Genomic DNA, 25,404 nt, shown 5'->3' with positions numbered 1-25,404 from the left:
CCTATCCTTGTGTCATCCACTGTTGTAGTAAATGTTCTAGCGAAGCACTGAACCCCCACCACATGGCGACGAGTATGAGAATGCCGCCTATCCAACCAAACCAGTAAAGTCTGCGACGGCTAAACCGTAATTTAGGTTTTACGACGAGAGGTAATTCTGAAGTGACCAGATAGTCCGGAAGTTGAACATTGAGTTGAGCGACGATCCGCTCACGTTCTGGCGCTTCTTTTTGACGAAACTTACCGACAAACCCGAGGGTAAGCACACGATGAAAACAGAGCAAAACGTCAGGATTCGGGGCGGTTTCGTTTAAAATGCTGCGTAGGCGATCCCAAAGTTTGTCTCCCGCTTCTAATGTATTGAAATAACGTGCTTGCAAAGGAGACTGGATCCAAGTGTTGTACCCATCATCTTGGTGCTGGCGATTCATCACGCTTTCATCAATTAGCGCACATTGGGCATATTGCATATGCTCAATGGCGGATTCAGGGTAGCCATGTTCGAGTAGTTTTTGACGTGTTTCATCAATGAGTTGGCAAACACGACGATAAAAACTATCCCCTTGAGTGATGGCAGTGCCTTGATGTAATTGGCAAACCATCAGCCAAGTTTGAGCGAAGATCATGTCGATAGTATGGTGCGATGTTGTATTGTTCATGAGCGAAGTACCGCAAACAGCTCTAATTGAATGTCACCTAACGTGCTTGGAACATAGAACGCACACTGCCCAGAAGAGAGCATGGCTTGACCCGCAGGTGTTTCAATATCTAGCGCAAAATATTGATTTTCTAAGCGAAGAGGAACCGCCGTTGGGACATGACTGAGCGGTTTCAATGGAATACCATTGAGTGCCACATTAACGACGTCAGCCACATCATCACTACTACCCGCTTTGCAAAGGAGTGGAAATTGAGCGATTAATAAGTGAGCCGGTAATGATGAGCGAACCGATAAGTAAAAATCGGCTTCTTCACGTAATCGACCGTCATGGAGTTGACCTTTCCAGAATGGACCTTCTTTTACTAATTCAATACTGATAACACGCGAAGGTAAGCTGGCTTCAAGTAGCGTATTTAATAAAGAAAAAAGCGGTGGAAAAACCTGCTCAGGCTGCTCATGTTTGTATAGTGGTATATCTTCCAATTTATGTTCTAAAGAGAAGGTTAATAAGCTCCCTGCTAAACGAGCAAGTTCTCGGTAGAGTAATTCAGGATGACGATGTAATGCAGACCCGAGTTCATTGAGTACGGGTTCAGCGCTGTTTAGTGAGTTCAATAGCCAAAATAATGAGACATCAGCAACCACAAAGTCGGCCATTTTTTCATTACTTTCGCGACGTAGCGCCATTAAACGGCGGCGTTTAGCTACTAATCTATGCATAAACTCCGAGAGTAATGAACGTAATTCAAGGCTACCCTGACAAGCAAGCAAGGGGGGAATAAAACGGTTGTCGAATTCCCACATCCCTTGAGCGTTGCGGATAAGCCGTGCAACCGGACAGGTCATATAGGCTTCATTCTCATCATGGGCAAAACGTAGCGTTGCCACATGACGCAATACGGCAATATCCGTTTCCTCATGTCCGAGCAGATCTTGAACTTTAACCCACTCTTGACTAAATCGACGAGGGCGATCGGTACCCGCTTCAGAGGCTAAGTTGCCACCATTTGCTAGCATTAAAGGTAATGCTAAAACGATGTCTAACGACTGGCGGTCTGCGTAGTCTGCAAGGGATAACACCGGAGGAAGCGCATCAGCTAGAGTGGTATCAATAAGTGTGCCATCATGGAAACGCACAACCATTTTTTGTGCGCTAACGCGAGATAAGGTTAAAGCACTGGCATCAAATTCCGCGCTAATCACCCCCCACGTTGAGGCAATGCCCATTTGAGCAACGACTTCAGCGACATGGCTGTCCCAACGGGCTTGTTGTTGAAATTGCTGAGGGGCCAAAAAGGCCCCGTCTGTCCATAGGGGACGGTAGATTTTCATCCTGAATGACCTTTATGAACCGTTAGGCTTTGGCTTTAGGCATTTGTGAAACTAACGATAAATCAACATCCATACCTTCGACTTGGAAGTGTGGGACGGCATACAGTTTCACGCGGAAGAAGCCAGGGTTATCTTCAATATCTTCGACAACCACTTTTGCATCGCGTAAAGGATGAGAGGCTTGTAAATCATCCCCCGGATCGGTCATTTCAGTCACTAAACCACGCACCCAGTTGTTGAGTTCTAATTCAAGGAGGCGTCTATCTTTGGTGGTACCAATGTTTTCGCGTTGAATAAGTTTCAAGTAATGGGCGATACGAGACAGTAAGAAAATGTACGGTAAGCGGGCGTTGATTCGGCTGTTTGCTGTCGCATCGGCGGTGTCATACAGTGCTGGTTTCTGGGCTGAGTTGGCAGAAAAGAAACAGGAGTAATCACGGTTTTTGTAGTAAGACAGCGGGATAAAACCAAGGTTCGCAAACTCAAACTCGCGGGTTTCTGGGATCATCACCTCAGATGGGATTTTGACCTGACTACCTGTTCCTAAATCAAATAAATGAATAGGTAAATCTTTCACTGCGCCACCTGCCTGCGGGCCACGAATTTGCACACACCAGCCATTATTGATAAAGCTTTTTACCATATTGGCAGCAAAGGCAAATGTGGCATTCGTCCACAAATATTTCTCGTGATCTGGCCCTTTTACTTCTTCGACGTAATTGAAGCTACGAACAGGTACAGTATCTGGACCATAAGGTAGGCGACCCAATACGCGCGGCATGGTTAAACCAATATAACGGGCATCATCCGAGTCACGGAAGGCTTTCCATTTGATGTATTCAGCACGGTCAAAGTAGTTACCAATATCTTTGATTGCAGCCACTTCTTCCATGGTTTCTTTGCCAAAGAATTTTGGTCCAACAGAGCCAATAAATGGCATATGGGCAGATGCGGAGACTTTAGAGATACTACGTAATAAGGCGATATCTTGAGGGCTGCGATCAAATTCATAGTTAGAAATCATCGCTGCAATAGGCTCACCACCTGGAGTGTCATATTCCGCAATGTAGGTATGGTGGTAAAGGCCACTTTGGATAATTTCCGGGCTATCTTCGAAATCCTGGCGTAGGTCATCTTTGGCGATATCCAGTAGCTCAATTTTGACGTTTTGACGAAAATCAGTGCGATCAACGAGGAATTTTAAACCACGCCAAGTAGATTCAACTTTTTGGAAGTCTTGATGGTGCATCACTTCGTCAAGTTGTTGACTAATTTGCTTATCAAGTTCAGCAATATGATGATCAAGTAAGTTGCGGTCTAAACGTTCCACTTTTTGACCGGATGATTTTAAACGGTCTAAAAAGACTTGAACAGCAACCGTGACCCGTTCATCCGCAGTTGCATCCGCTAGTGCAGCATTATCTTGGAATTCATTAATATCACTGATTGTAGCAACAGGGGTTAAATTAATTTTTTCAAATAAAGAAGCATAAACACCATGATTAGACGCATCATCAAGTACAGTCGTTGCACCTTGGGTTGATTCAGTTTTTACAGACATCAGCATAATCCTTTAGTAATCCAAATTAATCTTTCTTCGGTGCAAGTTGGGCTAGCTCTTCGCGCAGTTCATCACTGAGTGTTGGATCCTTAAGGATATTTTCCAATTCACGGCGAAATGTGGCGTTATCGAGGAGATTAGATTTTAGGTCGCGTAACAGATTACGCATGGCTAACATTGCGCGCAGTTGTGGGATTTGACGAGCCACTTGCTCGGGTTCAAAGTCCGCCATGTTTTTAAACGTTAATGCGATACTTTCTTCACTTCCATCCCCTGCTAAGGTGTTTTTAACCGTTAGATTGACTGACGGTGAGAATTCATTGAGGACGCTGTCAAAGTTATTTTTATTGATATTTACTTTTTCACGTTCAGATAGCGCACGATCATCTTGCCCATGACTATAATCACCAACCGCTAACAGCTTCAGGGGTAACTCGACTTTTTTCTGAGCCCCCCCCGTGTGCAGATCTAATTTAATATTAACCCGCGCTTTAGGGACTTCATTTTGAAAGCTATCTGACATGAGTGAATTTCCTTGAATTTTAACAGGTATATTTCTTGGTTATTGTTAAATGGTTACAATTGAATTTGATATATTTAACTTATGTAGTTATTTTATTTATATCTTCACCAAATGAATAAATCAACTTTTCTTATCAATAAGTGTGAGTGCAAATTAATGTATTTTTTTGAGTTATCTTAGTTTTGTAATTTGAAAAACCAATCATATCAACATCTAATGGCTTTATTTTCTTATTGTTATGATTTTTCTGTGTCAACAAAACCTTTTTGTAACACTTTATTTCAAGTTGTTACAGGGTGATTCATAAGAATATTTACTCGTTTATTGTGTAGAGACCCTGATTTTGAAATAGGAAATTACTTTATGAAAAGGAATTGATGAACCCTATGAAAAATCATCGTTTTTAATGGTCTTTGAAAGAAATGTGTGACATCGGGCATTATTACGACCGCAGTAAAAAAGGGATATTGCAAAACAGCCACGGCCATTTGAATACAAACGCAAAAATTGGGTTGTCATCAATCTAAAAAGCTATTTTGGTGTGAGGATGAAAAGGTAAATACATCAAGCTTGCGGAAAGCTTTAAAAGAAGGATATAAAGAGATTTAATTGATTAGAAAGGATTTTTATTGAGTCAGGTAGACTTCGGGAGAGTTAGGCATGGTGTCCCCTGCAGGAATCGAACCTGCAACTAGCCCTTAGGAGGGGCTCGTTATATCCATTTAACTAAGGGGACTTTTGGTGTCAAAATTACGACAGCGAGGGCATTTTACTGTTCAGACCTAATTGAATCAAGTTGTTACGGGCAAATAATCGAATTTATCTGCCATAAATTTTTTTTGACTGTTTTTTATTCGAAAGTAGGGAGGTTGTCATTTTTAAAATTGAGTGAGGGAGTATTTCTGTTTTGTACTAATTGTTCAATTTTCTTATAATAAGAATATGATTAAATGGCTTATAATTAGTCTTTAAGATAATCAAATAACTCAAAAGGATTAACATAATTCTTTTTTTAGCCTTACTATAAGCAAAATATTTATTACAGTGGAAAGTACCGTAGTAGGACGGTGCAGGGAATGGAGAAATGTTATGAAGTTTCGCATGACGGGTGTTTTTCTGGCAGGGGTGCTGATTGCAGGTTGTGCTAGTAGCATTGACCCAGAAACACATGAGCGTTCAGACCCTTTAGAGGGGTTCAACCGAGCAATGTTTAATTTCAACTATAACGTCCTTGACCCTTATGTCTTGAGGCCTGTAGCGGTTGCTTGGAATGATTATGTCCCGATGCCTGCCCGAAATGGATTAACCAATTTTTTCGTTAACCTTGAAGAACCTGCAAGTATGTTAAATAGTTTTTTGCGTGGTGAAGTGACTCAAGGTTTCAAACATTTTAACCGCTTTTTCCTTAATACCGTCTTTGGTATGGGAGGCTTGATTGATGTTGCATCAATGGCCAATCCTCAGCTAGTTAAAGAAGAACCCAAACGCTTTGGTAATACCTTGGGTTATTACGATGTGGGCTATGGTCCCTATGTGGTGCTACCGGGATATGGTAGTGCAACACCAAGGGAACAAGGTGGTGATTTAGTTGATGATTTATATCCAATGTTAAGCTATCTCACATTCTGGATGTCAGCAGGTAAGTGGGCACTGGAAGGAATTGAAACTCGTGCAAGGTTGTTAGATTCAGATGGATTGCTGAAAAACTCTTCAGATCCGTACTTAATGATGCGAGAAGCCTATTTCCAACGTAATGACTTCTTATCAAGTGGTGGTGCGTTAAAAGCAACAGAAAACCCAAATGCAGCAGCGATTGAAGACCAGCTTGATTCGATAGATTAGTAAATTGAATTGTTTTGGAAGGTTTATCACTCTCTTGCATTAGAACAATACTAGAGAGTGATAAATAGAAAGCTAATCATTGTCTCTTTTTCCTCGTTGGGAGATAGTGTCAATCAGGGCGATTACCCCTAATACACCAATAAAACCTACAGTAAACAGTGTTCCCATAAAACCTCCTAAGTTTTCGTCATTGTTGCCTCTTTTACATGCCTTCACGGCCGTAGCCAATAATAGAATATAGCGTGATTAATATAGTTTGATGAAAAGCCATATATTAGTGGGTGTCATCAGTATAAATTATGCTATTGGGTTGTAGTTGCAAATAAGAACATTCAGAGAATGAATGATAATCTAATGAAATATAAAGCAAATTATCTCAAAAATGAGGTTGTATCTATTTTATAAAGAAATGGTAAAGTGAATTATATGCTTAACATTTAATTTACATATGATGTGGGTTAGGGTCAAGAAAATTTATGTTAAGTTTTGAAAATTAGTGGGATGAGATAGTTGAAGTTGAAAATAGTATCAGGGAGGGAACTCCCTGATACTGAAAATTCAATTAATTAGAATGTATAGTTGAAGTTCACACCATATAACCAAGCGGAACCTTCAGATTTGAAATGATATGCAGGAAGAACACTTTCAGGAATATCTTCACTTAACCGTTCCTTGATATCAACTTTCTTACCGTGCATGTAGGAGATACCGACATCAACAGAAGCATTTTCATTGAATGCATAAGTGGTACCAGCACTTAACCAGTAACGATCTTGGTCAGGTATAGAAATTGAACGGTAATCAGAGCGTACAGGTGTTTGGTCGTAGGCAATACCTGTACGGAATGTCCAGTTTTCATCATAGAAATAAGTGGTACCTAGTGCTAAACGCCATGCATCTTTAAAGTGTTCAGGTTTATGGAATAACTGCTCACCGTCACTTTTTCTGTAGGCGGTTAATTCTTTAAATTCACTCCAGCCAGTATAGGCAACGCTGTAGTGTAGAGCCCACTTAGGTGCAACTTTATGGTAGCCAGAGAATTCCCAGATATCAGGTAAATTAAGGTCTAACTTACCTTTGATTTTTTCACCACCTGTACCATTTAATTGAGTTATTGCTTTTGGTATGTCATTGGAATATTTGCCATCTTCAAACTTAACTTTAACTTTTGAACGGTAACTTAGGCTTAAACGGTTATCATCATTGATTTCATATAAAATACCCGCATTCCAACCATAACCCCAGTCATCGCCTGTTAATTTGGCCATGGTAGTGCTAGCTGGGAATTGAGGTAAACCTAATTTAGGCGCTAAAGTACCTAGATCTCCCGCATGACGGGTAATTTCAGCATCGGCATACACGGCATTCACGCCCAAGCCAAAACTAAAATTATTATTTACACGGTATGCTCCACTTAAGTTTAGATTAACTGTTTTTAAGTCTGTCTTACCGCCTATAGGGCCTGCTGCATAATTTTTATTAAAATCAGTGGCTAAACCAAAGTTGGTGGTCATTGACGTACCAACTGCCCATTTGTCATTAACTGGGAATATAAAGTGTGCATTGGGTACAACAGCACTTGGTGCAATGTCATTTGCGGTGGTATTGCTACCGAGAAGTGAACCGCCTTTGCCTTTAATATCAACACTTGGGTCAATATAAACGGCACCAATAGAAAGAGAAGGGCGATCAAACAACATCATGGCAGCAGGGTTTCGACTTCCCTCACTTGCGTTGTCGCCCATCGCACCAGCTCCCGAAAACGCGCGTCCCAGTGCGGATGTAGAATATTCATTAAGCAAAAAACCAGCCGCGCCTGCGTTGGATGATACAATTGCCACTGCTATTGCTAAAGCTGATCTAGAGAACAGGTTTTTCTGGCTCATGACCAAAACCCTCTTATGTTTTATTTTGAATAAAGCGACTTCTATCGCAAGAAGCGCAGAATTGTAGGGTCCCTTGCCGTTATGACAAATCAGACCAGTTACTAGAGTATAGGTCTGACCACCTGATATGTTGCAAGCTTGTTTTGCTATTATTGTGATATTGTTTTCAAAAATGCGACATATTTAACAAAATGGCAACATAAGCGGATAAATTGAGAACAATAAGTATGCGAATACGGGGTAAGATCAAACTTATGTTTAATTATTAGCGATATATTTTGATACACACTAGTTTTTAGCACTTTTTCAGCGTTATGATAGCGACTTAACAGTTTGTTTATTTGGAGAGTAAAATGACTGATGCGATTAACCGTTGTAGCGCGGATGAAACCGCAGCCTGCTGCTGTGTAGATGTGGGAACAGTATTGGATAATAAAGACTGTACTGCGTCGTATCAGCATGTTTTCGCTACACAAGGTGAAGCTGAAACCATGCTGAAAACACTCACAGAAAAAGCAAAATCTGTTGAGTCTGATCCTTGTGTCATAACCCATTCTATTAAGCCTGTAGAGGGTGGTGTTGAGCTGACGGCTGAATTTAGTTTTAGCTGTGAAGCAGAAAGCTTAATTTTTCAGTTAGGCCTTCGTTAATCAAACGTTTGAATTTGCTCTGATTTGCCTTTTATCGCTAAAACGGTGGTCTGATTAACACTCAGTGATAAAAGGCTTCCTTCATCCCCCTCGTTTTCCCTTACTGCAATTTGTTGCATTTTTACTCTAAGTTGCGTACCTGCTCGCATTTTTTATTAATACCCATTGATAATTGTGAATTTTATGTTAACAATCATTACAGGTCAGACCTCTTTATCCGGTTAGTGAGTGAGTTAACTATAATTTTCATTTTTGCTTTAGCAGGAGCGACCATGAATCAACATCTCCACCATGGTGAAAATACAGATAAAACAAATGAAAGGATCGCCATTGTCAGTGGTCTACGCTTGCCTTTTGCAAAGCAATCTACGGCATATGCAGGAATTCCAGCAGTCGATTTAGGTAAAGCGGTAGTTGCTGAGTTATTAGCCCGTAGTGATTTAGACAAAAACCTCATTGAGCAACTGGTATTTGGGCAAGTGGTACAAATGCCAGAAGCGCCTAATATTGCGAGGGAAATTGTTCTCGGAACAGGTATGAGCGTTTCGACGGATGCTTATAGTGTATCTCGAGCGTGTGCAACTAGTTTTCAAGCAATTGTTAATGTTGCACAAAGCATGATGGTAGGTGATATTTCTATCGGTATTGCTGGCGGGGCGGATTCATCTTCTGTGCTTCCTATTGGCGTATCAAAAAAATTGGCAGAGACATTGTTAGCTTTAAGTAAAGCAAAGTCTGTTGGACAAAAATTATCACTGTTAACGAAATTACGCTTGAAGGATTTAGCGCCTGTCGCACCGGGTGTTGCGGAATACTCTACGGGGCTACGCATGGGGGATACCGCGGAGCAAATGGCGAAAAGTTATCAGATCAGCCGAGCCCAGCAAGATGAACTCGCTCATCGTTCGCATATGTTAGCGGCAAAAGCTTGGGAAAATGGCGTTTTAAATGATGAAGTTATGACTGCCTATATGCCTCCCTTTAAGCAAGCATTTTCCCAAGATAACAATGTGCGTACAAACTCAGTTTTGTCTTCTTATGCGAAATTAAAACCCGCATTTGACCGCAAGCACGGTAGCGTTACTGCAGCAAACAGCACGCCGTTGACGGATGGCGCCGCTGCGGTATTGATGATGACAGAGTCTCGAGCGAAATCACTGGGTTATACACCGCTTGGCTATATTCGAAGTTATGCGTTTTCCGCAATAGACGTATGGGAAGATATGCTATTAGGGCCTTCTTATGCTACTCCACTCGCTTTAAAACGTGCAGGGTTATCGTTGCAAGATCTATCCCTGATTGACATGCATGAGGCCTTTGCTGCGCAAACACTTGCTAATTTACACATGTTTGGTAGCCGTAAATTCGCACAAGAGAAACTGGGAATGGATCACGCCATTGGCGAAGTGGATATGGACAAATTTAATGTCTTAGGCGGTTCTATTGCTTATGGGCACCCATTTGCGGCTACAGGCGCACGAATGGTGACACAAACTTTAAATGAGTTACGTAGACGCGGTGGTGGGTTTGGGTTAACAACAGCTTGTGCTGCGGGTGGTTTAGGTGCAGCAATGATTTTAGAGGTGGAATAATGGCTCAAAATTCTGCTATAGAAGTTACAAGAGAAAAAACACAACAGGCCTTTAGCTTAGAAATTTATGACGAGAATGTGGGGGTTATCTTCATTGATGTCCCCAATGAAAAAGTAAATACACTAAAAGCGGAGTTTGCGGAACAATTTCTGGCGATTTTACAACAAGCGCAGTCTACCTCTGGTTTGAAAGGGCTAGTTATTACCTCAGGAAAAAAAGACAATTTTATTGCAGGCGCTGACATTAGCATGATAGCAGGCTGTGAAAATAAGTCCCAAGCCAGTGAATTGTCAAAAGCAGGTCATGTACTGTTTGATAAAATCGATAACTACCCATTGCCTATTATTGCTGCGATACATGGTGCGTGTTTAGGGGGTGGGCTAGAGCTTGCTTTGGCATGTCATGCGCGGGTTTGCTCCAATGATGATAAAACGAAATTAGGCTTGCCTGAAGTACAATTGGGGCTATTACCTGGCTCCGGGGGAACTCAGCGTTTACCTCGGTTGATTGGTATTCCGCATGCATTGGATTTAATGCTGATAGGCCGCCAGCTAAAAGCTAAACAGGCGCTGAAAATAGGGTTGGTTGATGATGTGGTTCCAGAGCCTATTTTACTCGACGTTGCGGTGAAAATGGTGAAAAAAGGGGGCGTTCAGCGTCCAGCTATCCATTGGCAACAGCGTTTATTAAGCAGCAAATTACTACGTAATAAAGTGTTTGAGAGTGCCAAACAAAAAACACTCAGCAAAACTAAAGGCCATTATCCAGCCCCAGAAAAAATTATTCATGTCGTAAAAACAGGTATGAATAAAGGTTTGCAAGCAGGCTATGCGGAAGAAGCGAAAGCTTTCGGTGAGCTCGTGATGACACCAGAGTCTGCTGCATTACGTAATTTATTTTTTGCGGTTACCGCATTAAAAAATGACACAGGGGCACAAGCAACGCCATTGAAGATTAATCAAGTTGGTGTGCTTGGTGGCGGGTTGATGGGCGGTGGAATTGCTTATGTCACCGCTTTTCAAGGTAAATTACCCGTCCGCATAAAAGATATTTCAGACAAAGGCGTCACACAGGCCTTGCGCTATAGCTGGGATCTACTGACCCAGCGAGTTATCAAGCGGCGGTTATTAGCCCGAGAACGTGCAGCTGTTATGGCTAAGGTATCAGGCACATTAAATTATCAAGGGCTTGAAAATGCGGACATCGTGATTGAAGCGGTATTTGAAGATTTAGCACTGAAACAAAAAATGGTTGCTGAAGTTGAGAAGATGTCGAAACAGCAAGTTATTTTTGCTTCTAATACATCATCTTTACCTATTCACCAAATTGCACAGAAAGCGATTCATCCCGAAAAAGTGATTGGCTTACACTATTTTAGTCCCGTCGATAAAATGCCTTTAGTTGAAGTGATCCCTCATCAACAAACAGATGAAACTACAATTGCGACAGTGGTTGCTTTAGCAAAACGCCAAGGTAAAACAGCGATTGTTGTGGGGGATGATGCAGGTTTCTATGTAAATCGCATTTTAGCGCCATTCTTATGTGAAGCAGCGCAATGCCTTGTTGAAGGTGAATCAATAGAACACATTGATCGTGCTTTAGTTGAATTTGGCTTCCCTGTTGGGCCATTTAATTTGTTGGATGAAGTGGGCATTGATGTAGGAACAAAAATTTTACCGATTTTAGTTGAACGTTTTGGTGAGCGTTTTAAGGCGCCTGATATCCTCGACAAAGTGGTTAAAGATGACCGTAAAGGTAAGAAAAACGGCAAAGGTTTTTATGAATATGGTCATCACACCAATAAGTTGTGGTTTTGGAAAAAAGCCAGTAAACGTCAAGTTGATAAAACCATTTATTCACTAATTGAAATGGTTCCCAACAATAAACTGACTAAAGCGGATATTGCACAGCGCTGTGTCATGATGATGCTTAACGAAGCTGCCCGCTGCCTTGATGAAAACATCATTAGAAATGCTCGTGATGGGGATGTGGGAGCGGTATTTGGTATCGGTTTCCCGCCCTTCTTTGGTGGTCCGTTTAGGTATATGGATAGCCTAGGGATTGCAAAAACGGTGGAAACTCTGAATAACCTCGCCGTGAAATATGGTGATAAATTCCAGCCTTGTGAATTGCTATGTGACATGGCAGAGAATAATCGAACCTTTTTTTCTACCAATGTAGAAGGTGGGGTTGATGTAATAAAACCAAGTAATGAACAATAATGGCGCGGTAAGCTAGCCTATTAGCTGTTTGTTGCTTTTTTAATAAAACCAATCAATGCCTGATACCAAACATATTTTTGGTTATCAGGCTCTTTTACGTAAAGCTCGTATGATTAGAATAAATCATTATATTAAATTTAACTAATTGATAATAAATACTAAAATTTAACATGCGACATGGACTGCTAAAAAAACATACACAAAAATTTACTCAAATCATTTTCTTTGTTGATCATTTCATGCAGAATCACATTTCACCCCAACTGATGGTTACTTTTACAACAATTAGCTTAACAACAAAAGAATAACCTCCTTAATCAGGTAGGTTACTCAGATGGTGGATTATGCAAGTTTATATTATGCGTCACGGTGATGCAGCGATACACGCGCCTAGCGATGCTGAGCGCCCATTGACACAAAAGGGAAAAGACGACTCAGTATTGATGGCTCAATGGCTACAGAATCAAGGTATTAAAATTGATTCGGTGTTAGTGAGCCCCTATTTAAGAGCAGAACAAACTCGGCAAGTTGTGAGCCAGCACCTTGATTTGCCAGCAAAGTCAGAAGTTTTAGGGCAATTAACGCCAGGAGGGAATGCCGCATTTGTGGCTGACCATATTCGGGATGTTGCTGTGCTAGGCGCAAATGCGATATTGGTTGTATCTCATTTGCCACTGGTTGGCTATTTAGTGTCGGAGTTGTGCCCACATAAAGAACCACCGATGTTCACGACATCAACAGTGGCATGTGTTGACATTGATGTGGCTCATCAAAAAAGTCAGTTTGAATGGATGTTGAGCCCATCTCAATTGCTATTTGCTAAATAATACAGAACAACATGAGCGCTTAGCGGCGAGCGCTCTCAGCAGTTTCTATAAGCAGCAATAAGGCTGCATTACCGCCCCATTCTTTAGGTGCTTGGTGAAAAGCAATAATATCAGGATGTTGGGCAAGCCAAAGTGGTGTTTGCTGCTTTAAAACATGTTTACCATGGCCGTGCATAATGCAGGCGCAATAGACATTTTCACGCTTACAGGCCGCAATGAGCGCGCCAATTTCTTGCTTTGCTTCCATTTGTGTTAAGCCATGTAAATCTAAAAACAACTCCGGAGCGTAATCACCGCGGCGAAGTTTTTTTAATTCATAAGGGTTAGCATCGGGCCTTAAATAACGCGTTGGGCCTTCATTTTCAAGTTGAGGTTGAAATTCATCTGAAAAATAAAAGGAGGCGTCAACCTGTTCCTGTATGACTTTTTTATTAGATGGTTGTGTCACTTTGGCGCGGACAGGTGCGTGCAGGACTTGGTCCTGACGGATTTTTTTTGCTCCATTAATGGCTTCTTTGAAAAGACGAATATCTTCATCTTCTAGACCAAATTTTTTCTTCATAATTTTACTAATATGTTTTTGTGATTAATTTTTCTGGTTGGTAGTGTAACTCATTTTTGATGAATGGTGATAATCGTAGATTGTTCGTGCGAAGTAACATATTTATAACCTTTTTACAGGTAAGCATTGACAAAAGGGGACTTGCTAGTCTAATTGTATATACATATCTATACGATTTATTAATGCAATGAATAAAACTGAATTCAACAACAATAGGAAAAACGATGGTATTCAAAACACACTCTCGGGATGTCGTTTGGCGTAATGGCCGTATTGCCACTATGGACCCAGTACTATCAGCTCCTTATGGACTGATTAATCACCATGATTTAGTTGTTCGTGATAATAAAATAGTTGCAATTGTTCCTACTCAAAATATTGAATTGAATGACTGCGAACTTATTGATGTTGAAGGTAAATTAATAACCCCTGGATTAATCGATTGCCATACACATTTAGTTTTTGGCGGTGACCGAGCTTCTGAATGGGAACAGCGAATGAATGGGGTTTCTTATGAAACTATTAGTGCGCAAGGTGGCGGAATTAATTCGACTGTACGTGAAACCCGCAAAATGAGCGAGAACGAATTATTTGAGCGGGCAAAGCCAAGGCTCGAAGCATTAATTCAAGAAGGTGTCACAAGTATTGAAATGAAATCAGGCTATGGGCTCGACTATGAAAATGAAGAGAAACAATTATTAGTCGCAAAGCAGTTATCTGCACAATATCCTATTTCAGTCAGTTCAACATTGCTTTCTGCTCACACCGTCCCCGCTGAATATAAAGATAAACCTGATGAATATATTGATTTGATTTGCCAAAAAATCATGCCTGAATTATGGGAAAAAGGCTTGTTTGAGGCAGTAGATGTCTTCTGTGAAAGTGTGGGGTTTTCCCTCGCTCAAAGTGAAAAGTTATTTTCAGCGGCTCAGAAATTAGGGATCCCAGTAAAAGGGCATGTGGAGCAGTTATCAAACTTAGGTGGGAGCGAACTGGTTGCCCGCTACAAAGGTTTGTCGGTTGACCATATTGAATATTTGGACCTAGAAGGGATTAAAGCACTTAAAGCGAGCGGAACCGTAGCCGTCTTATTACCGGGGGCATTTTATTTTTTACGGGAAACCAAACTACCACCAATTGAGCTGTTACGGGAACATGACGTTCCTATGGCGGTTTCAACAGATTTTAACCCAGGAACCAGTCCTTTTGCCTCATTGCGTATTATTATGAATATGGCGGCCGTATTATTTAAACTGACACCTGAAGAGATATGGGCTGGGGTGACACGTAACGCGGCTAAAGCGTTAGGCCGTGAAAATAGCCATGGACAATTGAAAGCGGGCTTTATTGCGGATTTTGTTGTGTGGAATGCGCAAGAGCCCGTAGAAATGATTTATGAACAAGGGAGTAACCCACTGTTCATCAGAGTACATGAAGGCAAAATTACCCATCGTAATGGGTGAAATGGGTGAGTCGCTGTTTTAACTATAACAATAATGAATAGCGGTGAATGAGGTTGTTTGCCGCTTTTGACCCTAAAAGTTTGCTGTTTTTTGTTTGTTTTTATTAAAATTGCATCGTTTAATTATGTTAATGCTTAATAATTAAGCATGATGTTTTTATTCGCGACTGTCAGGATAAAAAATGTCCGATAGCACTAAGGTCGTGTTGTATGCTATTCAACGAATAGCATATTAATACTTAAGATTTTAATCATTAAATTGGAAATGACTGTGACAGCCGATAAAAAGGATAAACAAGGGGCACCGCTCCCGCTATATTTGCAAGTAAAACAATCAATAATTGAAAAGATCCACACCGCAGAATGGCAAGCAAATGACCGTATTCCATCCGAGTCTGAGCTCGTGACACAGTTTCAATGTAGTCGAATGACGGCTAACCGAGCACTACGTGAATTAACCGCTGAAGGGTTATTGGTTCGCTTGCAAGGTGTGGGAACCTTTGTGGCTGAGCCAAAAGGGCAATCTGCACTATTTGAAATACACAGTATTGAAGCGGAAATACTGGCAAGAAACCACAAATACAGCTGTAGGATAATTAAGCTCGAAGAAATTCAAGCGTCACCTGCGCTCGCAAATGAGTTAAATATCAGCCCAGATACCATGGTGTTTCATTCGATTATTGTCCATTTAGAGAATGATGTTCCTGTTCAAATTGAAGACAGATATGTCAATGCGTTAGCGGCTCCGGATTACTTACAGCAAAATTTTTTATCGATTACACCACATGATTATTTGTCTCAAGTTGCTCCTTTAACACAAGGGGAGCATATTGTGGAGGCCGTGGAGGCAGATGAACGTTCCGCGAGGTTATTGCAAATTAATACAGGTGCATCTTGCTTGTTAATTACAAGACGTACTTGGTCTCAGTCCTTTACGGTGACAAGTACAAAATTATTGTTCCCGGGTCATCGTTATAAGCTGAAAGGCAGTTTCACGTCATAAGTTTTTTTCACCACGTCAAAGTATGGGCGGAACGATATAAAGCATATTTTCCGCTTATCATCTCGAGTGCATGCCTTCTTTACCTATTTTGTGTGAATTTATTGTAAATCAAATGTGATCTAGTATGCAGATTTAGAATAAAGAAAATACAGCAAAATATCAGGTGATTTATTTATTCCATTGTTTTATTTGATTAAAAATATTTTTATATCATATTTTTTTAATCTTTATGTTAAAAGATTAATTGATCGTACATGTATATACAACTATATCTATAGGAACAAGAAAGGTAGCTAATGGACAGATAAAAGAGGGTATACAAGTGACAGCATTGAATAATAAATATCGAAATATCGAAATTAGGGCACCGAGAGGGAATACATTAAATGCCAAAAGTTGGCTGACAGAAGCGCCACTACGCATGTTAATGAATAACCTTGACCCGGATGTTGCAGAAAACCCTCATGAATTAGTGGTATATGGCGGTATTGGGCGTGCAGCACGTAATTGGCAATGCTATGACCAAATTGTCGAGTCCCTGAAGCAGCTTGAGAGCGATGAAACACTGCTGGTTCAGTCAGGTAAGCCTGTCGGTGTTTTCAAAACCCATGAAAATGCGCCACGTGTTTTAATCGCCAATTCAAATCTGGTACCACATTGGGCAAACTGGGAGCATTTCAATGAATTAGATGCGAAAGGCCTTGCCATGTATGGGCAAATGACCGCAGGTAGCTGGATCTATATCGGCAGCCAAGGCATTGTTCAAGGGACGTATGAGACCTTTGTGGAAGCCGCTCGCCAGCACTTTAACGGTGATTTAACTGGGCGTTGGGTCTTAACTGCAGGGCTTGGTGGAATGGGGGGAGCCCAACCTCTTGCTGCCACACTGGCGGGGGCCTGCTCATTGAACATTGAGTGCCAACAAAGCCGTATCGATTTCCGTTTAAGAACTCACTATGTGGATGAACAAGCGACTGACCTTGATGATGCGTTAGCGCGTCTGAAAAAATACACATCGGAAGGAAAAGCCATTTCTATTGCACTATGCGCCAATGCCGCTGAAATTCTTCCTGAGCTTGTCAAACGTGGGGTGAAACCGGATATGGTGACCGATCAGACAAGTGCTCATGACCCTTTGAATGGTTACTTACCCATTGGTATGAGCTGGGAAGAGTACCGTGAACGCAGTGTTCAAGACCCGCAAGCCACTGCATTGGCTGCAAAAAAATCTATGGCTGAACATGTTAAAGCGATGCTGGCATTTAAACAGCAAGGCATTCCCACCTTTGATTATGGAAACAATATCCGCCAAATGGCACTGGAAATGGGCGTAGAAAATGCGTTTGATTTCCCCGGTTTTGTACCTGCTTATATCCGCCCGCTATTTTGTCGCGGTGTTGGTCCATTCCGCTGGGTTGCGTTATCAGGAGATCCTGAAGATATCTATAAAACAGATGCGAAAGTGAAAGAGCTGCTGCCGGATGATAAGCACTTGCATCGCTGGTTGGATATGGCTCGTGAACGTATTAGTTTCCAAGGGTTGCCAGCGCGTATTTGCTGGGTTGGCCTTGGGGATCGCGCTAAATTAGGTTTGGCATTCAATGAGATGGTAAGAAGCGGTGAGGTTTCAGCGCCGATTGTTATCGGCCGTGATCACCTAGATTCAGGTTCAGTGGCCAGCCCAAATCGTGAAACGGAATCAATGAAAGATGGTTCTGATGCAGTTTCAGACTGGCCATTACTCAATGCGTTATTAAACACAGCCAGTGGGGCGACGTGGGTATCTTTACATCACGGTGGTGGCGTAGGTATGGGCTTCTCTCAGCATTCTGGAGTGGTAATTGTGTGTGATGGAACGGATGAAGCAGCAGAGCGCATTGCCCGAGTATTGCACAATGACCCTGCAACTGGTGTCATGCGCCATGCCGATGCAGGCTATGACATAGCTATCGCATGTGCGCAGGAAAAAAATCTTAATTTACCGATGATTAAAACACGTTAAGGAGTGCCATTAATGACTAAGTTAACTATTCACCCAGGAAAAATGACACTCGAAGACCTGCGTATTGTTTTCCAACAATCGGTAACAGTGGCATTAGATAAACGCGCTCACGGTGCTATCGAGAAAAGTGTTGCGACGGTCAATAAAATTATTGAAGAAGATAGAACCGCTTATGGTATCAATACCGGCTTTGGTTTACTTGCTAATACGCGTATTGCGACTAAAGATTTGCAATCATTACAACGATCTATTGTGATGTCTCACGCTGCTGGTGTGGGTGAACCGTTAGATGATGACCTCGTGCGCTTAATCATGGTACTCAAAATTAATAGCTTAGCTCGTGGTTTTTCAGGGATCCGCCTTGAAGTTATTAATGCCTTGATCGCATTAGTGAATGCGCAAGTTTATCCATTTATTCCTGCGAAGGGGTCAGTGGGGGCTTCTGGCGACTTAGCACCATTGGCTCATATGAGTTTAATTCTGTTAGGCGAAGGAAAGGCGCGTTATGAAGGCAAATGGATTTCAGCGAAAAAAGCGTTAGAAAAAGCGGGGTTAGCACCTCTAAAATTGGAAGCCAAAGAAGGTTTAGCCTTATTAAACGGCACGCAAACATCGACGGCTTTCGCGTTGAAAGGGTTATTTGAGGCAGAAAAATTGCTGCTATCTGGCATTGTTTGTGGTGCGCTGAGTGTTGAAGCCACACTGGGCTCTCGCAAACCCTTCGATGCTCGAGTTCAAGAGGTTCGAGGACAAAAAGGGCAAATTGATGTTGCGGCGATGTTCCGTGATGTTTTATCACCGACCAGTGAATTGGCGAAGTCCCATGAAAACTGTGTGAAAGTGCAAGACCCCTATTCATTACGTTGTCAGCCGCAAGTGATGGGCGCTTGTTTAACCCAAATTCGCCAAGCTGCTGAAGTGATATTAATTGAATCGAATGCTGTGTCGGATAACCCGTTAGTCTTTACCGATAATGGCGATATTATTTCAGGCGGTAACTTCCATGCAGAACCTGTTGCTATGGCAGCCGATAATATTGCGCTGGCATTAGCAGAAATCGGTGCGTTATCCGAACGTCGCATTGCATTACTGATGGATACCCATATGTCACAGTTGCCACCTTTCTTAGTGAATAACGGAGGGGTTAACTCAGGATTTATGATAGCTCAAGTCACTGCGGCTGCATTAGCGAGTGAAAACAAAGCATTAGCCCACCCTTCGAGTGTTGATAGCCTGCCGACATCAGCCAACCAAGAAGACCACGTATCGATGGCGCCTGCGGCGGGTCGTCGTTTATGGGAAATGGCAAAAAATGTCACGGGTATTTTAGCTATTGAATGGCTTTCAGCGTGTCAGGGAATGGATTTCCGTGAAGGTTTGAAGTCGAGTGAAACCTTGGAGAAGGCACGTAAAACACTGCGTGACCAAGTGGCTTACTATGATAAAGACCGTTATTTTGCCCCTGATATTGAAGCGGCAATTAATTTAATTAACCAATATAAACTGTCTGCGCTGTTCAAGGCTGGCGCCGTTTTCCCTAACTAGTTTATCAAGCAAATAAAAGGTGGTCGGCAATGTACTGGCCACCTGAAGTATTTATCTGCACGACAATAAAATAATACGAAGGATAAATCATGCAAAGCACATCACAACTTGCGCGAGGGCTTTCTGCGCGTCACATTCGATTTATGGCTTTAGGTTCTGCGATTGGTACAGGTTTATTTTATGGTTCAGCTAAAGCAATAGAAACCGCTGGGCCTGCGGTATTACTCGCTTATATTATCGGCGGTGCCGCTGTATTTATGGTCATGAGAGCACTGGGTGAAATGGCCGTCCACCGGCCACTTGCGGGATCGTTCTCACAGTACGCTAGCCATTATTTAGGGGCTAGAGCCGGTTTTTTTGCGGGTTGGACTTATGTTTTTGAAATGCTCATTGTTTGCTTGGCGGACGTGACAGCATTTGGTGTGTATATGAAACTGTGGTTTCCTGAGGTTGCGCAGTGGATCTGGGTATTGAGCATTATTTTCTTTATTGGTGCAATAAACTTATGCCATGTGAAAACTTTCGGCGAAATGGAATTTTGGCTGTCAATCATTAAAGTTATCGCGATTATTGCGATGATTGTTGGTGGTGCCGCTATTATGATGTTTGGTTTTGGCCAAGCGGCTGATCATGCGGTTGGGGTATCAAACTTATTTATTCACGATGGGTTTATGCCAAATGGTATTGGTGGGGTGATTGCGTCCTTTGCCGTGGTGATGTTTGCGTTCGGGGGAATTGAAGTTATTGGCATTACAGCGAGTGAAGCGAAAAACCCTGAAACCACGATTCCAAGAGCGATTAATGCCGTGCCAATTCGTATCTTACTGTTTTATGTCCTGACTTTATTTGTCTTGATGTGCATTTACCCATGGAACCAAATTGGGCAGCAAGGTAGCCCGTTTGTGCAAATTTTCGATAGCTTAGGTATTCAATCTGCAGCGAATATCTTAAATATTGTGGTGATCACTGCGGCAATTTCGGCAATTAACAGCGATATCTTTGGTGCTGGGCGTATGATGTATGGCATGGCACATGAAGGACAAGCACCGAAAGCCTTTACTAAGCTGACAAAAAATGGTGTGCCTTGGATGACGGTATTAGTGATGGTCGCGGTATTGCTGGTGGGTGTGGTATTGAACTATGTCATCCCTGATGATGTGTTTGTGGTGATTGCGTCAATTGCGACTTTTGCAACGATTTGGGTATGGTTGATGATCTTACTGTCGCAGTTTGCAATGCGCAAAAAAATGTCGCCAGAAGAAATTAGCCAATTAAAATTTCCTGTACCTATGTGGCCTGTTGCTCCTATTTTAGCCATCGCATTTATGGTATTTGTTTTTGGTGTTTTGGGATATTTTGAATCGACACGAATTGCATTATATGTCGGCGTTGTTTGGTTAGTATTGCTGACTATCGCCTATGCACTTTGGGTAAAAAAGCCAGCGAAAGAGGCGGAAGTGGTACTGCAAAACGAAAGTTAGTATCGTGACTTCTTTACTGAACTGGTTATTTTTCTTCACGCCCTTTAGCTAAAATAAAGGGCGTTTTTACGACCAAATATGCTTCAATAAGCGCGATAACCAGATTTCCTCAGCAAATTTTATTACATTAATCTGCTGATTTGTCTTTCACTTCGTGGCAAACTTTAGCTATTCATATATTCCCTTTCAAAATACAGGCTGGAGAACCCCTTCTTGGAAAAGATTTTCGTTGATGAAGCCGTTGCAGAACTTCATACCATTCAAGATATTTTACGTTGGACAATGAGCCGCTTTAATGCTGCCAATGTGTACTATGGTCACGGTACAGATAACCCATGGGATGAGGCGCTACAATTGGTGTTACCAACACTTTACTTGCCTCTAGACCTGCCCGATGAACTATTAACATCCCGCTTAACGCCAACAGAACGCCACCGCATTATTGAGCGTGTCTTGCGACGTATTAATGATCGTATTCCGGTTGCATATCTGACTAATCGCTCATGGTTCTGTGGCCATGAATTTTATGTTGATGAACGAGTGCTTATCCCTCGCTCGCCAATTGGTGAATTAATCAATAATCACTTTGTTGGCTTGGTGGCGGATGAACCTCAAACTATTCTTGATTTATGTACCGGAAGTGGTTGTATTGCGATTGCTTGTGCTTATGAATTCCCTGATGCAGAAGTCGATGCGGTTGATATTTCAAGTGATGTGCTAAGCGTTGCTGAGCAAAATATTGCTAATCATGGTTTAGATCACCGGGTGATACCGATTCGCTCTGACTTATTCCGTGATATGCCAGAGGTCAAATATGACCTGATCGTGACAAATCCACCGTATGTTGATGCGGAAGATATGGACGATTTACCAGAAGAGTTTCGTGTCGAACCTGAATTAGCACTTGCTGCCGGAAGTGATGGTTTGAAACTGGTGCGTCGTATTTTAGCGAATGCACCGCGTTTTCTGACGGAAGAAGGGGTGTTAGTGTGTGAAGTGGGTAACAGCATGGTTCATCTGATTGAACAATATCCTGAAATTCCATTTATTTGGCTGGACTTTGAATACGGCGGTGATGGTGTGTTTATGTTAACTCGTGAACAACTTGTTGAGCATCACGCACATTTTGAGCTTTATATCGATTAATCAACAGTTGCGTGATGTTCTAAGATCATGTAATCAATAATAACGACACAACGATATAATAATTAACAACCAAAATTCTTGATAAAACAAGAATGGCTTAGAATAGGAAACTCCGATGGCAGGAAATTCAATTGGGCAACTGTTTCGTGTGACCACGTTTGGTGAATCACATGGCGTTGCATTAGGTTGCATCGTCGATGGGGTTCCCCCAGGTTTAGCATTGACAGAAGCCGATTTACAAAAAGATTTAGACCGTCGTCGCCCGGGAACATCACGTTATACGACTGCGCGCCGTGAACCTGATCAAGTGAAGATTTTATCGGGTGTCTTTAATGGTGTGACAACCGGAACTAGCATTGGCTTACTCATTGAAAACACTGACCAACGTTCGCAAGATTATGGTGCAATCAAAGACGTGTTTAGGCCCGGCCATGCAGATTACACATATGAACAAAAGTATGGTCAGCGTGATTATCGTGGTGGTGGTCGCTCATCAGCACGTGAAACGGCAATGCGTGTTGCAGCAGGTGCGATTGCGAAAAAGTATTTACAAGAAAAGCTTGGCGTGCAAATTCATGGATGCTTAACACAAATGGGATCAGTCGCATGTGAAATTAAAGACTGGTCAATTGTCGAAGAAAATCCATTCTTTTGTCCAGATCCTAGCAAATTAGAGGCTCTTGATGAGTTATTGCGCGGTTTAAAGAAAGAAGGTGATTCGATTGGCGCTAAAATTACCGTTATTGCAGAGCATGTGCCTGCGGGCTTAGGTGAGCCGGTATTTGACCGTTTAGATGCCGATCTCGCTCACGCGTTGATGAGTATTAACGCAGTGAAAGGTGTGGAAATTGGTGATGGCTTCGGTGTTATTGCGCTCAAAGGCAGTGAAAACCGTGATGAAATTACCCGTAATGGTTTCACATCAAACCATGCAGGCGGCATCTTAGGCGGTATTAGCAGTAGCCAGCCTATTATTGCGCATATTGCGTTAAAACCGACATCCAGTATTACCGTTTCAGGTAAAACACTCAACCGTGATGGCGAAGAAGTTGAAATGATCACCAAAGGGCGTCATGACCCTTGTGTGGGAATTCGTGCAGTGCCGATAGCAGAAGCAATGATGGCGATTGTTCTAATGGACCACTATTTACGTCATCGTGGTCAGTGCTCGGATGTAACGCCAGCAATGAAACCGTTTGAATAATCGGTTTTACTGTGTTTTATGTAGTGACAACGGAGCGGCCTAGTAGGTCGCTTTGTTGATGATGAAGGTTCGGATGAAGCCTCCTAAAAATACCTCATCTAGGTTGTGATATTACCAAAGCTGTTTGGCGATATATTCACATCAACATCATGATATTTCTTCTCTTTGGATAGTAAAATGGATTGGCTAACAGCCGTTGCTCCTGAAGTTTACGCTTTACTCTTCTTTGTTGCGCTATTTGCAGGGTTTATTGACTCCATCGCGGGTGGTGGTGGGCTATTAACGATCCCAGCTCTGTTATCCGTGGGAATCACACCAGTTGAAGCGTTAGCAACCAATAAATTGCAAGCTGTTGGCGGTTCGTTTTCTTCAACACTCTATTTTGTCAGGCGCAAAGCTATAGATTTACGAGAACAATTGTTTCCGTTCATTATGACCATGATTGGTGCCATGTTGGGTGCGATTGTCATTCAAATGATTGATACCGCGTTCTTAAAACAACTGTTGCCTATCTTGGTGATTTGTGTCGGTTTATACTTTTTATTAACGCCATCAATCGGTGTGCAAGACCGCCAACAACGTATCAGCATGCCATTTTTCGGGGTGGCAATTGGGATGACACTGGGTTTTTATGATGGTGCATTTGGCCCCGGAACCGGTTCATTTTTGGCGTTAGGCTATGTTCTGCTGCTCGGCTATAATCTTGCTAAAGCCACCGCCCACGCGAAGTTACTTAATTTTGCCTCTAATTTTGGCTCTTTAGTATTCTTTATTATCGGGGGTCATGTTCTTTGGGCCTTAGGTTTTGTTATGCTAATCGGCCAAATGGTTGGCGCTCGTTTAGGTGCGCGTTTGGTCTTAACCAAAGGACAAAAACTGATCAGGCCAATGATCGTGGTGATTTCGTTACTGATGAGTATTAAGTTACTCCATGATAGCCATGGTGACGTGATTAAAGCTTGGTTTCTCTCATTATTTTAAGATGATTTAAATTATTCATGAGTACACATAATTATCAGGATCTAATCAATATCTTTGATGAATGTTTTGGTGTGACATATAACACCAGGCTGGTAAAAGGGGATGATGAACCCATTTATTTACCTGCTGATGAGGCTGTGCCTTATCACCGTATCGTATTTGCACACGGTTTTTTCACCAGTGCGCTGCATGAAATCTCACATTGGTGTATCGCAGGGGAAGCAAGGCGCCAGCAAGTCGATTACGGCTATTGGTATTGCCCAGACGGTCGAGATGAAAAAACACAGTGTGAGTTTGAAGTGGTAGAGATTAAACCTCAAGCGCTAGATTGGCTGTTTTGTGTTGCTGTTGGCATTCCATTTAATGTCAGTTGTGACAACTTAGAAGGGGATTTTGAGCCTGACCGCATTGCGTTTATGCGCAAAGTTCATGCGCAAGTGATGCTTTATTTAGAAAATGGTATCCCTGAACGCCCATTACGCTTTATTAATGCGTTACAATTGTTTTACAATACGCCACCTCTTTGTGCAGAAGCTTTTCCTTATCCGGAAGATATTTTTGCCTAATGAACACACATTTAAGTAAGGATTAAGCATGCTTGCGGATTTAGAAACACGCATACTAACGAAGATTGATGATATGGTTGAGCACGCGAGTGATGATGAACTCTTCGCTGGCGGCTATTTGCGTGGTCACTTAACCCTTGCTGTGGCTGAGCTGGAAGAAGAAAACGAAACCAGCTCTGAAGCATTATATCAACGTGTCGAAGTCAGTATTCAAAATGCCATCAAAGCTGGCGAATTGACACCACCAGACCAAGTACTGGTATTAGATATGTGGAAAAACTTATTAAATAACGCAATTTAATTTGTAATGTTATACATTGAAAGCGGGGAAACCCGCTTTTTTGTTAGCTAAATTTT

Annotated in this window: 22 protein-coding genes and 1 tRNA gene; 15 read left to right on the top strand and 8 right to left on the bottom strand. The window is 42.0% G+C overall.

From position 1 onward, the window contains the following. Nucleotide 1: 1 nt before the first annotated feature. The 5 genes from tssL to PR683_RS06760 form a co-directional block, all read right to left on the bottom strand. Entirely contained in the window at nt 2-658 is a 657-nt protein-coding gene (gene tssL / locus PR683_RS06780) for a type VI secretion system protein TssL, short form (protein ID WP_164528648.1), read from the bottom strand. Next, nucleotides 655-1,992, bottom strand: coding sequence for a type VI secretion system baseplate subunit TssK (gene tssK / locus PR683_RS06775; protein ID WP_004912456.1), 1,338 nt, complete (start codon nt 1,990-1,992; stop codon nt 655-657). Before tssK ends, tssL begins: the two co-directional genes overlap by 4 nt. A gap of 22 nt (nt 1,993-2,014) precedes the next feature. Beyond that, the gene (tssC, locus tag PR683_RS06770) at nt 2,015-3,559 is read right to left on the bottom strand and encodes a type VI secretion system contractile sheath large subunit (RefSeq protein WP_109911521.1); all 1,545 of its coding nucleotides are present in this window, start codon (nt 3,557-3,559) and stop codon (nt 2,015-2,017) included. A gap of 19 nt (nt 3,560-3,578) precedes the next feature. Continuing rightward, a complete protein-coding gene (tssB, locus tag PR683_RS06765) occupies nt 3,579-4,076 on the bottom strand; it encodes a type VI secretion system contractile sheath small subunit (protein WP_110732011.1) in 498 nt (165 codons plus the stop codon). A gap of 661 nt (nt 4,077-4,737) precedes the next feature. Continuing rightward, a tRNA-Arg gene (locus PR683_RS06760) sits at nt 4,738-4,812 on the bottom strand. A 353-nt stretch (nt 4,813-5,165) separates the two neighbouring features. Here PR683_RS06760 and mlaA point away from each other — a divergent pair. Next, complete coding sequence (gene mlaA, locus PR683_RS06755) at nt 5,166-5,918, top strand: phospholipid-binding lipoprotein MlaA (RefSeq protein ID WP_004912414.1); 753 nt, start codon at nt 5,166-5,168, stop codon at nt 5,916-5,918. A 566-nt stretch (nt 5,919-6,484) separates the two neighbouring features. Here the strand turns inward: mlaA and fadL are convergent. After that, complete coding sequence (fadL, locus tag PR683_RS06750; RefSeq protein WP_004912411.1) at nt 6,485-7,804, bottom strand: long-chain fatty acid transporter FadL; 1,320 nt, start codon at nt 7,802-7,804, stop codon at nt 6,485-6,487. A gap of 353 nt (nt 7,805-8,157) precedes the next feature. Here fadL and PR683_RS06745 point away from each other — a divergent pair, with 353 nt between their 5' ends. Beyond that, the gene (locus PR683_RS06745) at nt 8,158-8,454 is read left to right on the top strand and encodes a YfcZ/YiiS family protein (RefSeq protein ID WP_004912408.1); all 297 of its coding nucleotides are present in this window, start codon (nt 8,158-8,160) and stop codon (nt 8,452-8,454) included. Here PR683_RS06745 and PR683_RS06740 read toward each other — a convergent pair. Next, nucleotides 8,451-8,603 carry a hypothetical protein gene (locus PR683_RS06740; protein ID WP_162598829.1) on the bottom strand — a complete coding sequence of 51 codons (153 nt, stop codon included), beginning with the start codon at nt 8,601-8,603 and terminating at the stop codon, nt 8,451-8,453. The genes PR683_RS06745 and PR683_RS06740 overlap by 4 nt on opposite strands. A gap of 123 nt (nt 8,604-8,726) precedes the next feature. Here PR683_RS06740 and fadI point away from each other — a divergent pair, with 123 nt between their 5' ends. The 3 genes from fadI to sixA all read left to right on the top strand — a co-directional run bounded on the left by fadI (nt 8,727) and on the right by sixA (nt 13,095). Beyond that, complete coding sequence (gene fadI / locus PR683_RS06735) at nt 8,727-10,046, top strand: acetyl-CoA C-acyltransferase FadI (RefSeq protein ID WP_123382580.1); 1,320 nt, start codon at nt 8,727-8,729, stop codon at nt 10,044-10,046. After that, a complete protein-coding gene (gene fadJ, locus PR683_RS06730) occupies nt 10,046-12,268 on the top strand; it encodes a fatty acid oxidation complex subunit alpha FadJ (protein ID WP_272581724.1) in 2,223 nt (740 codons plus the stop codon). Before fadI ends, fadJ begins: the two co-directional genes overlap by 1 nt. A gap of 344 nt (nt 12,269-12,612) precedes the next feature. Further along, the gene (gene sixA / locus PR683_RS06725) at nt 12,613-13,095 is read left to right on the top strand and encodes a phosphohistidine phosphatase SixA (protein ID WP_004912397.1); all 483 of its coding nucleotides are present in this window, start codon (nt 12,613-12,615) and stop codon (nt 13,093-13,095) included. Nucleotides 13,096-13,114: 19 nt separating this feature from the next. On the opposite strand, the gene smrB is transcribed toward sixA, so the two are convergent. Further along, nucleotides 13,115-13,657, bottom strand: coding sequence for an endonuclease SmrB (gene smrB, locus PR683_RS06720; protein ID WP_004912393.1), 543 nt, complete (start codon nt 13,655-13,657; stop codon nt 13,115-13,117). Nucleotides 13,658-13,881: 224 nt separating this feature from the next. On the opposite strand from smrB, the gene hutI reads away from it, so the two are divergent. The 10 genes from hutI (at nt 13,882) to PR683_RS06670 (ending at nt 25,348) form a co-directional block, all read left to right on the top strand. Continuing rightward, nucleotides 13,882-15,120, top strand: a complete 1,239-nt coding sequence (hutI, locus tag PR683_RS06715) for an imidazolonepropionase (RefSeq protein WP_117162401.1) — start codon at nt 13,882-13,884, stop codon at nt 15,118-15,120. A 264-nt stretch (nt 15,121-15,384) separates the two neighbouring features. Beyond that, entirely contained in the window at nt 15,385-16,122 is a 738-nt protein-coding gene (hutC, locus tag PR683_RS06710) for a histidine utilization repressor (RefSeq protein WP_042851623.1), read from the top strand. A gap of 322 nt (nt 16,123-16,444) precedes the next feature. Then, nucleotides 16,445-18,124, top strand: a complete 1,680-nt coding sequence (gene hutU / locus PR683_RS06705; protein ID WP_109911527.1) for a urocanate hydratase — start codon at nt 16,445-16,447, stop codon at nt 18,122-18,124. Nucleotides 18,125-18,136: 12 nt separating this feature from the next. After that, nucleotides 18,137-19,669 carry a histidine ammonia-lyase gene (gene hutH / locus PR683_RS06700; protein ID WP_109911528.1) on the top strand — a complete coding sequence of 511 codons (1,533 nt, stop codon included), beginning with the start codon at nt 18,137-18,139 and terminating at the stop codon, nt 19,667-19,669. A gap of 89 nt (nt 19,670-19,758) precedes the next feature. Then, a complete protein-coding gene (locus PR683_RS06695) occupies nt 19,759-21,150 on the top strand; it encodes an amino acid permease (RefSeq protein ID WP_004912378.1) in 1,392 nt (463 codons plus the stop codon). Nucleotides 21,151-21,363: 213 nt separating this feature from the next. Continuing rightward, nucleotides 21,364-22,296: a 50S ribosomal protein L3 N(5)-glutamine methyltransferase gene (gene prmB / locus PR683_RS06690; RefSeq protein WP_004912375.1), complete on the top strand. Its 933-nt coding sequence runs from the start codon at nt 21,364-21,366 to the stop codon at nt 22,294-22,296. Nucleotides 22,297-22,411: 115 nt separating this feature from the next. After that, nucleotides 22,412-23,500, top strand: coding sequence for a chorismate synthase (gene aroC, locus PR683_RS06685; protein ID WP_004912373.1), 1,089 nt, complete (start codon nt 22,412-22,414; stop codon nt 23,498-23,500). A 177-nt stretch (nt 23,501-23,677) separates the two neighbouring features. After that, the gene (locus tag PR683_RS06680; RefSeq protein WP_004912371.1) at nt 23,678-24,481 is read left to right on the top strand and encodes a TSUP family transporter; all 804 of its coding nucleotides are present in this window, start codon (nt 23,678-23,680) and stop codon (nt 24,479-24,481) included. A gap of 17 nt (nt 24,482-24,498) precedes the next feature. Continuing rightward, on the top strand, nt 24,499-25,047 hold the full coding sequence (locus PR683_RS06675) for an elongation factor P hydroxylase (RefSeq protein WP_109911530.1): 549 nt from the start codon (nt 24,499-24,501) through the stop codon (nt 25,045-25,047). A 28-nt stretch (nt 25,048-25,075) separates the two neighbouring features. After that, on the top strand, nt 25,076-25,348 hold the full coding sequence (locus PR683_RS06670) for a YfcL family protein (RefSeq protein WP_004257217.1): 273 nt from the start codon (nt 25,076-25,078) through the stop codon (nt 25,346-25,348). Nucleotides 25,349-25,404 lie beyond the last annotated feature (56 nt).

The organism is Providencia sp. PROV269, assembly GCF_028477785.1.
Lineage (GTDB): Bacteria > Pseudomonadota > Gammaproteobacteria > Enterobacterales > Enterobacteriaceae > Providencia > Providencia rettgeri.
Note: the sequence above shows the minus strand (reverse complement) of the source record. Positions and strands in the feature narration are given on the sequence as shown.

Coding starts and splice junctions, on each gene's coding strand:
- PR683_RS06680 (WP_004912371.1), top strand. CDS start 23,678: ATGGATTGGCTAACAGCCGTTGCTCCTGAAGTTTACGCTTTACTCTTC.
- fadL (WP_004912411.1), bottom strand. CDS start 7,804: ATGAGCCAGAAAAACCTGTTCTCTAGATCAGCTTTAGCAATAGCAGTG.
- PR683_RS06740 (WP_162598829.1), bottom strand. CDS start 8,603: ATGCGAGCAGGTACGCAACTTAGAGTAAAAATGCAACAAATTGCAGTA.
- mlaA (WP_004912414.1), top strand. CDS start 5,166: ATGAAGTTTCGCATGACGGGTGTTTTTCTGGCAGGGGTGCTGATTGCA.
- tssK (WP_004912456.1), bottom strand. CDS start 1,992: ATGAAAATCTACCGTCCCCTATGGACAGACGGGGCCTTTTTGGCCCCT.
- hutH (WP_109911528.1), top strand. CDS start 18,137: ATGACTAAGTTAACTATTCACCCAGGAAAAATGACACTCGAAGACCTG.
- PR683_RS06670 (WP_004257217.1), top strand. CDS start 25,076: ATGCTTGCGGATTTAGAAACACGCATACTAACGAAGATTGATGATATG.
- tssC (WP_109911521.1), bottom strand. CDS start 3,559: ATGCTGATGTCTGTAAAAACTGAATCAACCCAAGGTGCAACGACTGTA.
- hutI (WP_117162401.1), top strand. CDS start 13,882: ATGGTATTCAAAACACACTCTCGGGATGTCGTTTGGCGTAATGGCCGT.
- PR683_RS06745 (WP_004912408.1), top strand. CDS start 8,158: ATGACTGATGCGATTAACCGTTGTAGCGCGGATGAAACCGCAGCCTGC.
- hutC (WP_042851623.1), top strand. CDS start 15,385: ATGACTGTGACAGCCGATAAAAAGGATAAACAAGGGGCACCGCTCCCG.
- sixA (WP_004912397.1), top strand. CDS start 12,613: ATGCAAGTTTATATTATGCGTCACGGTGATGCAGCGATACACGCGCCT.
- PR683_RS06695 (WP_004912378.1), top strand. CDS start 19,759: ATGCAAAGCACATCACAACTTGCGCGAGGGCTTTCTGCGCGTCACATT.
- PR683_RS06675 (WP_109911530.1), top strand. CDS start 24,499: ATGAGTACACATAATTATCAGGATCTAATCAATATCTTTGATGAATGT.
- fadJ (WP_272581724.1), top strand. CDS start 10,046: ATGGCTCAAAATTCTGCTATAGAAGTTACAAGAGAAAAAACACAACAG.
- tssB (WP_110732011.1), bottom strand. CDS start 4,076: ATGTCAGATAGCTTTCAAAATGAAGTCCCTAAAGCGCGGGTTAATATT.
- smrB (WP_004912393.1), bottom strand. CDS start 13,657: ATGAAGAAAAAATTTGGTCTAGAAGATGAAGATATTCGTCTTTTCAAA.
- fadI (WP_123382580.1), top strand. CDS start 8,727: ATGAATCAACATCTCCACCATGGTGAAAATACAGATAAAACAAATGAA.
- aroC (WP_004912373.1), top strand. CDS start 22,412: ATGGCAGGAAATTCAATTGGGCAACTGTTTCGTGTGACCACGTTTGGT.
- tssL (WP_164528648.1), bottom strand. CDS start 658: ATGAACAATACAACATCGCACCATACTATCGACATGATCTTCGCTCAA.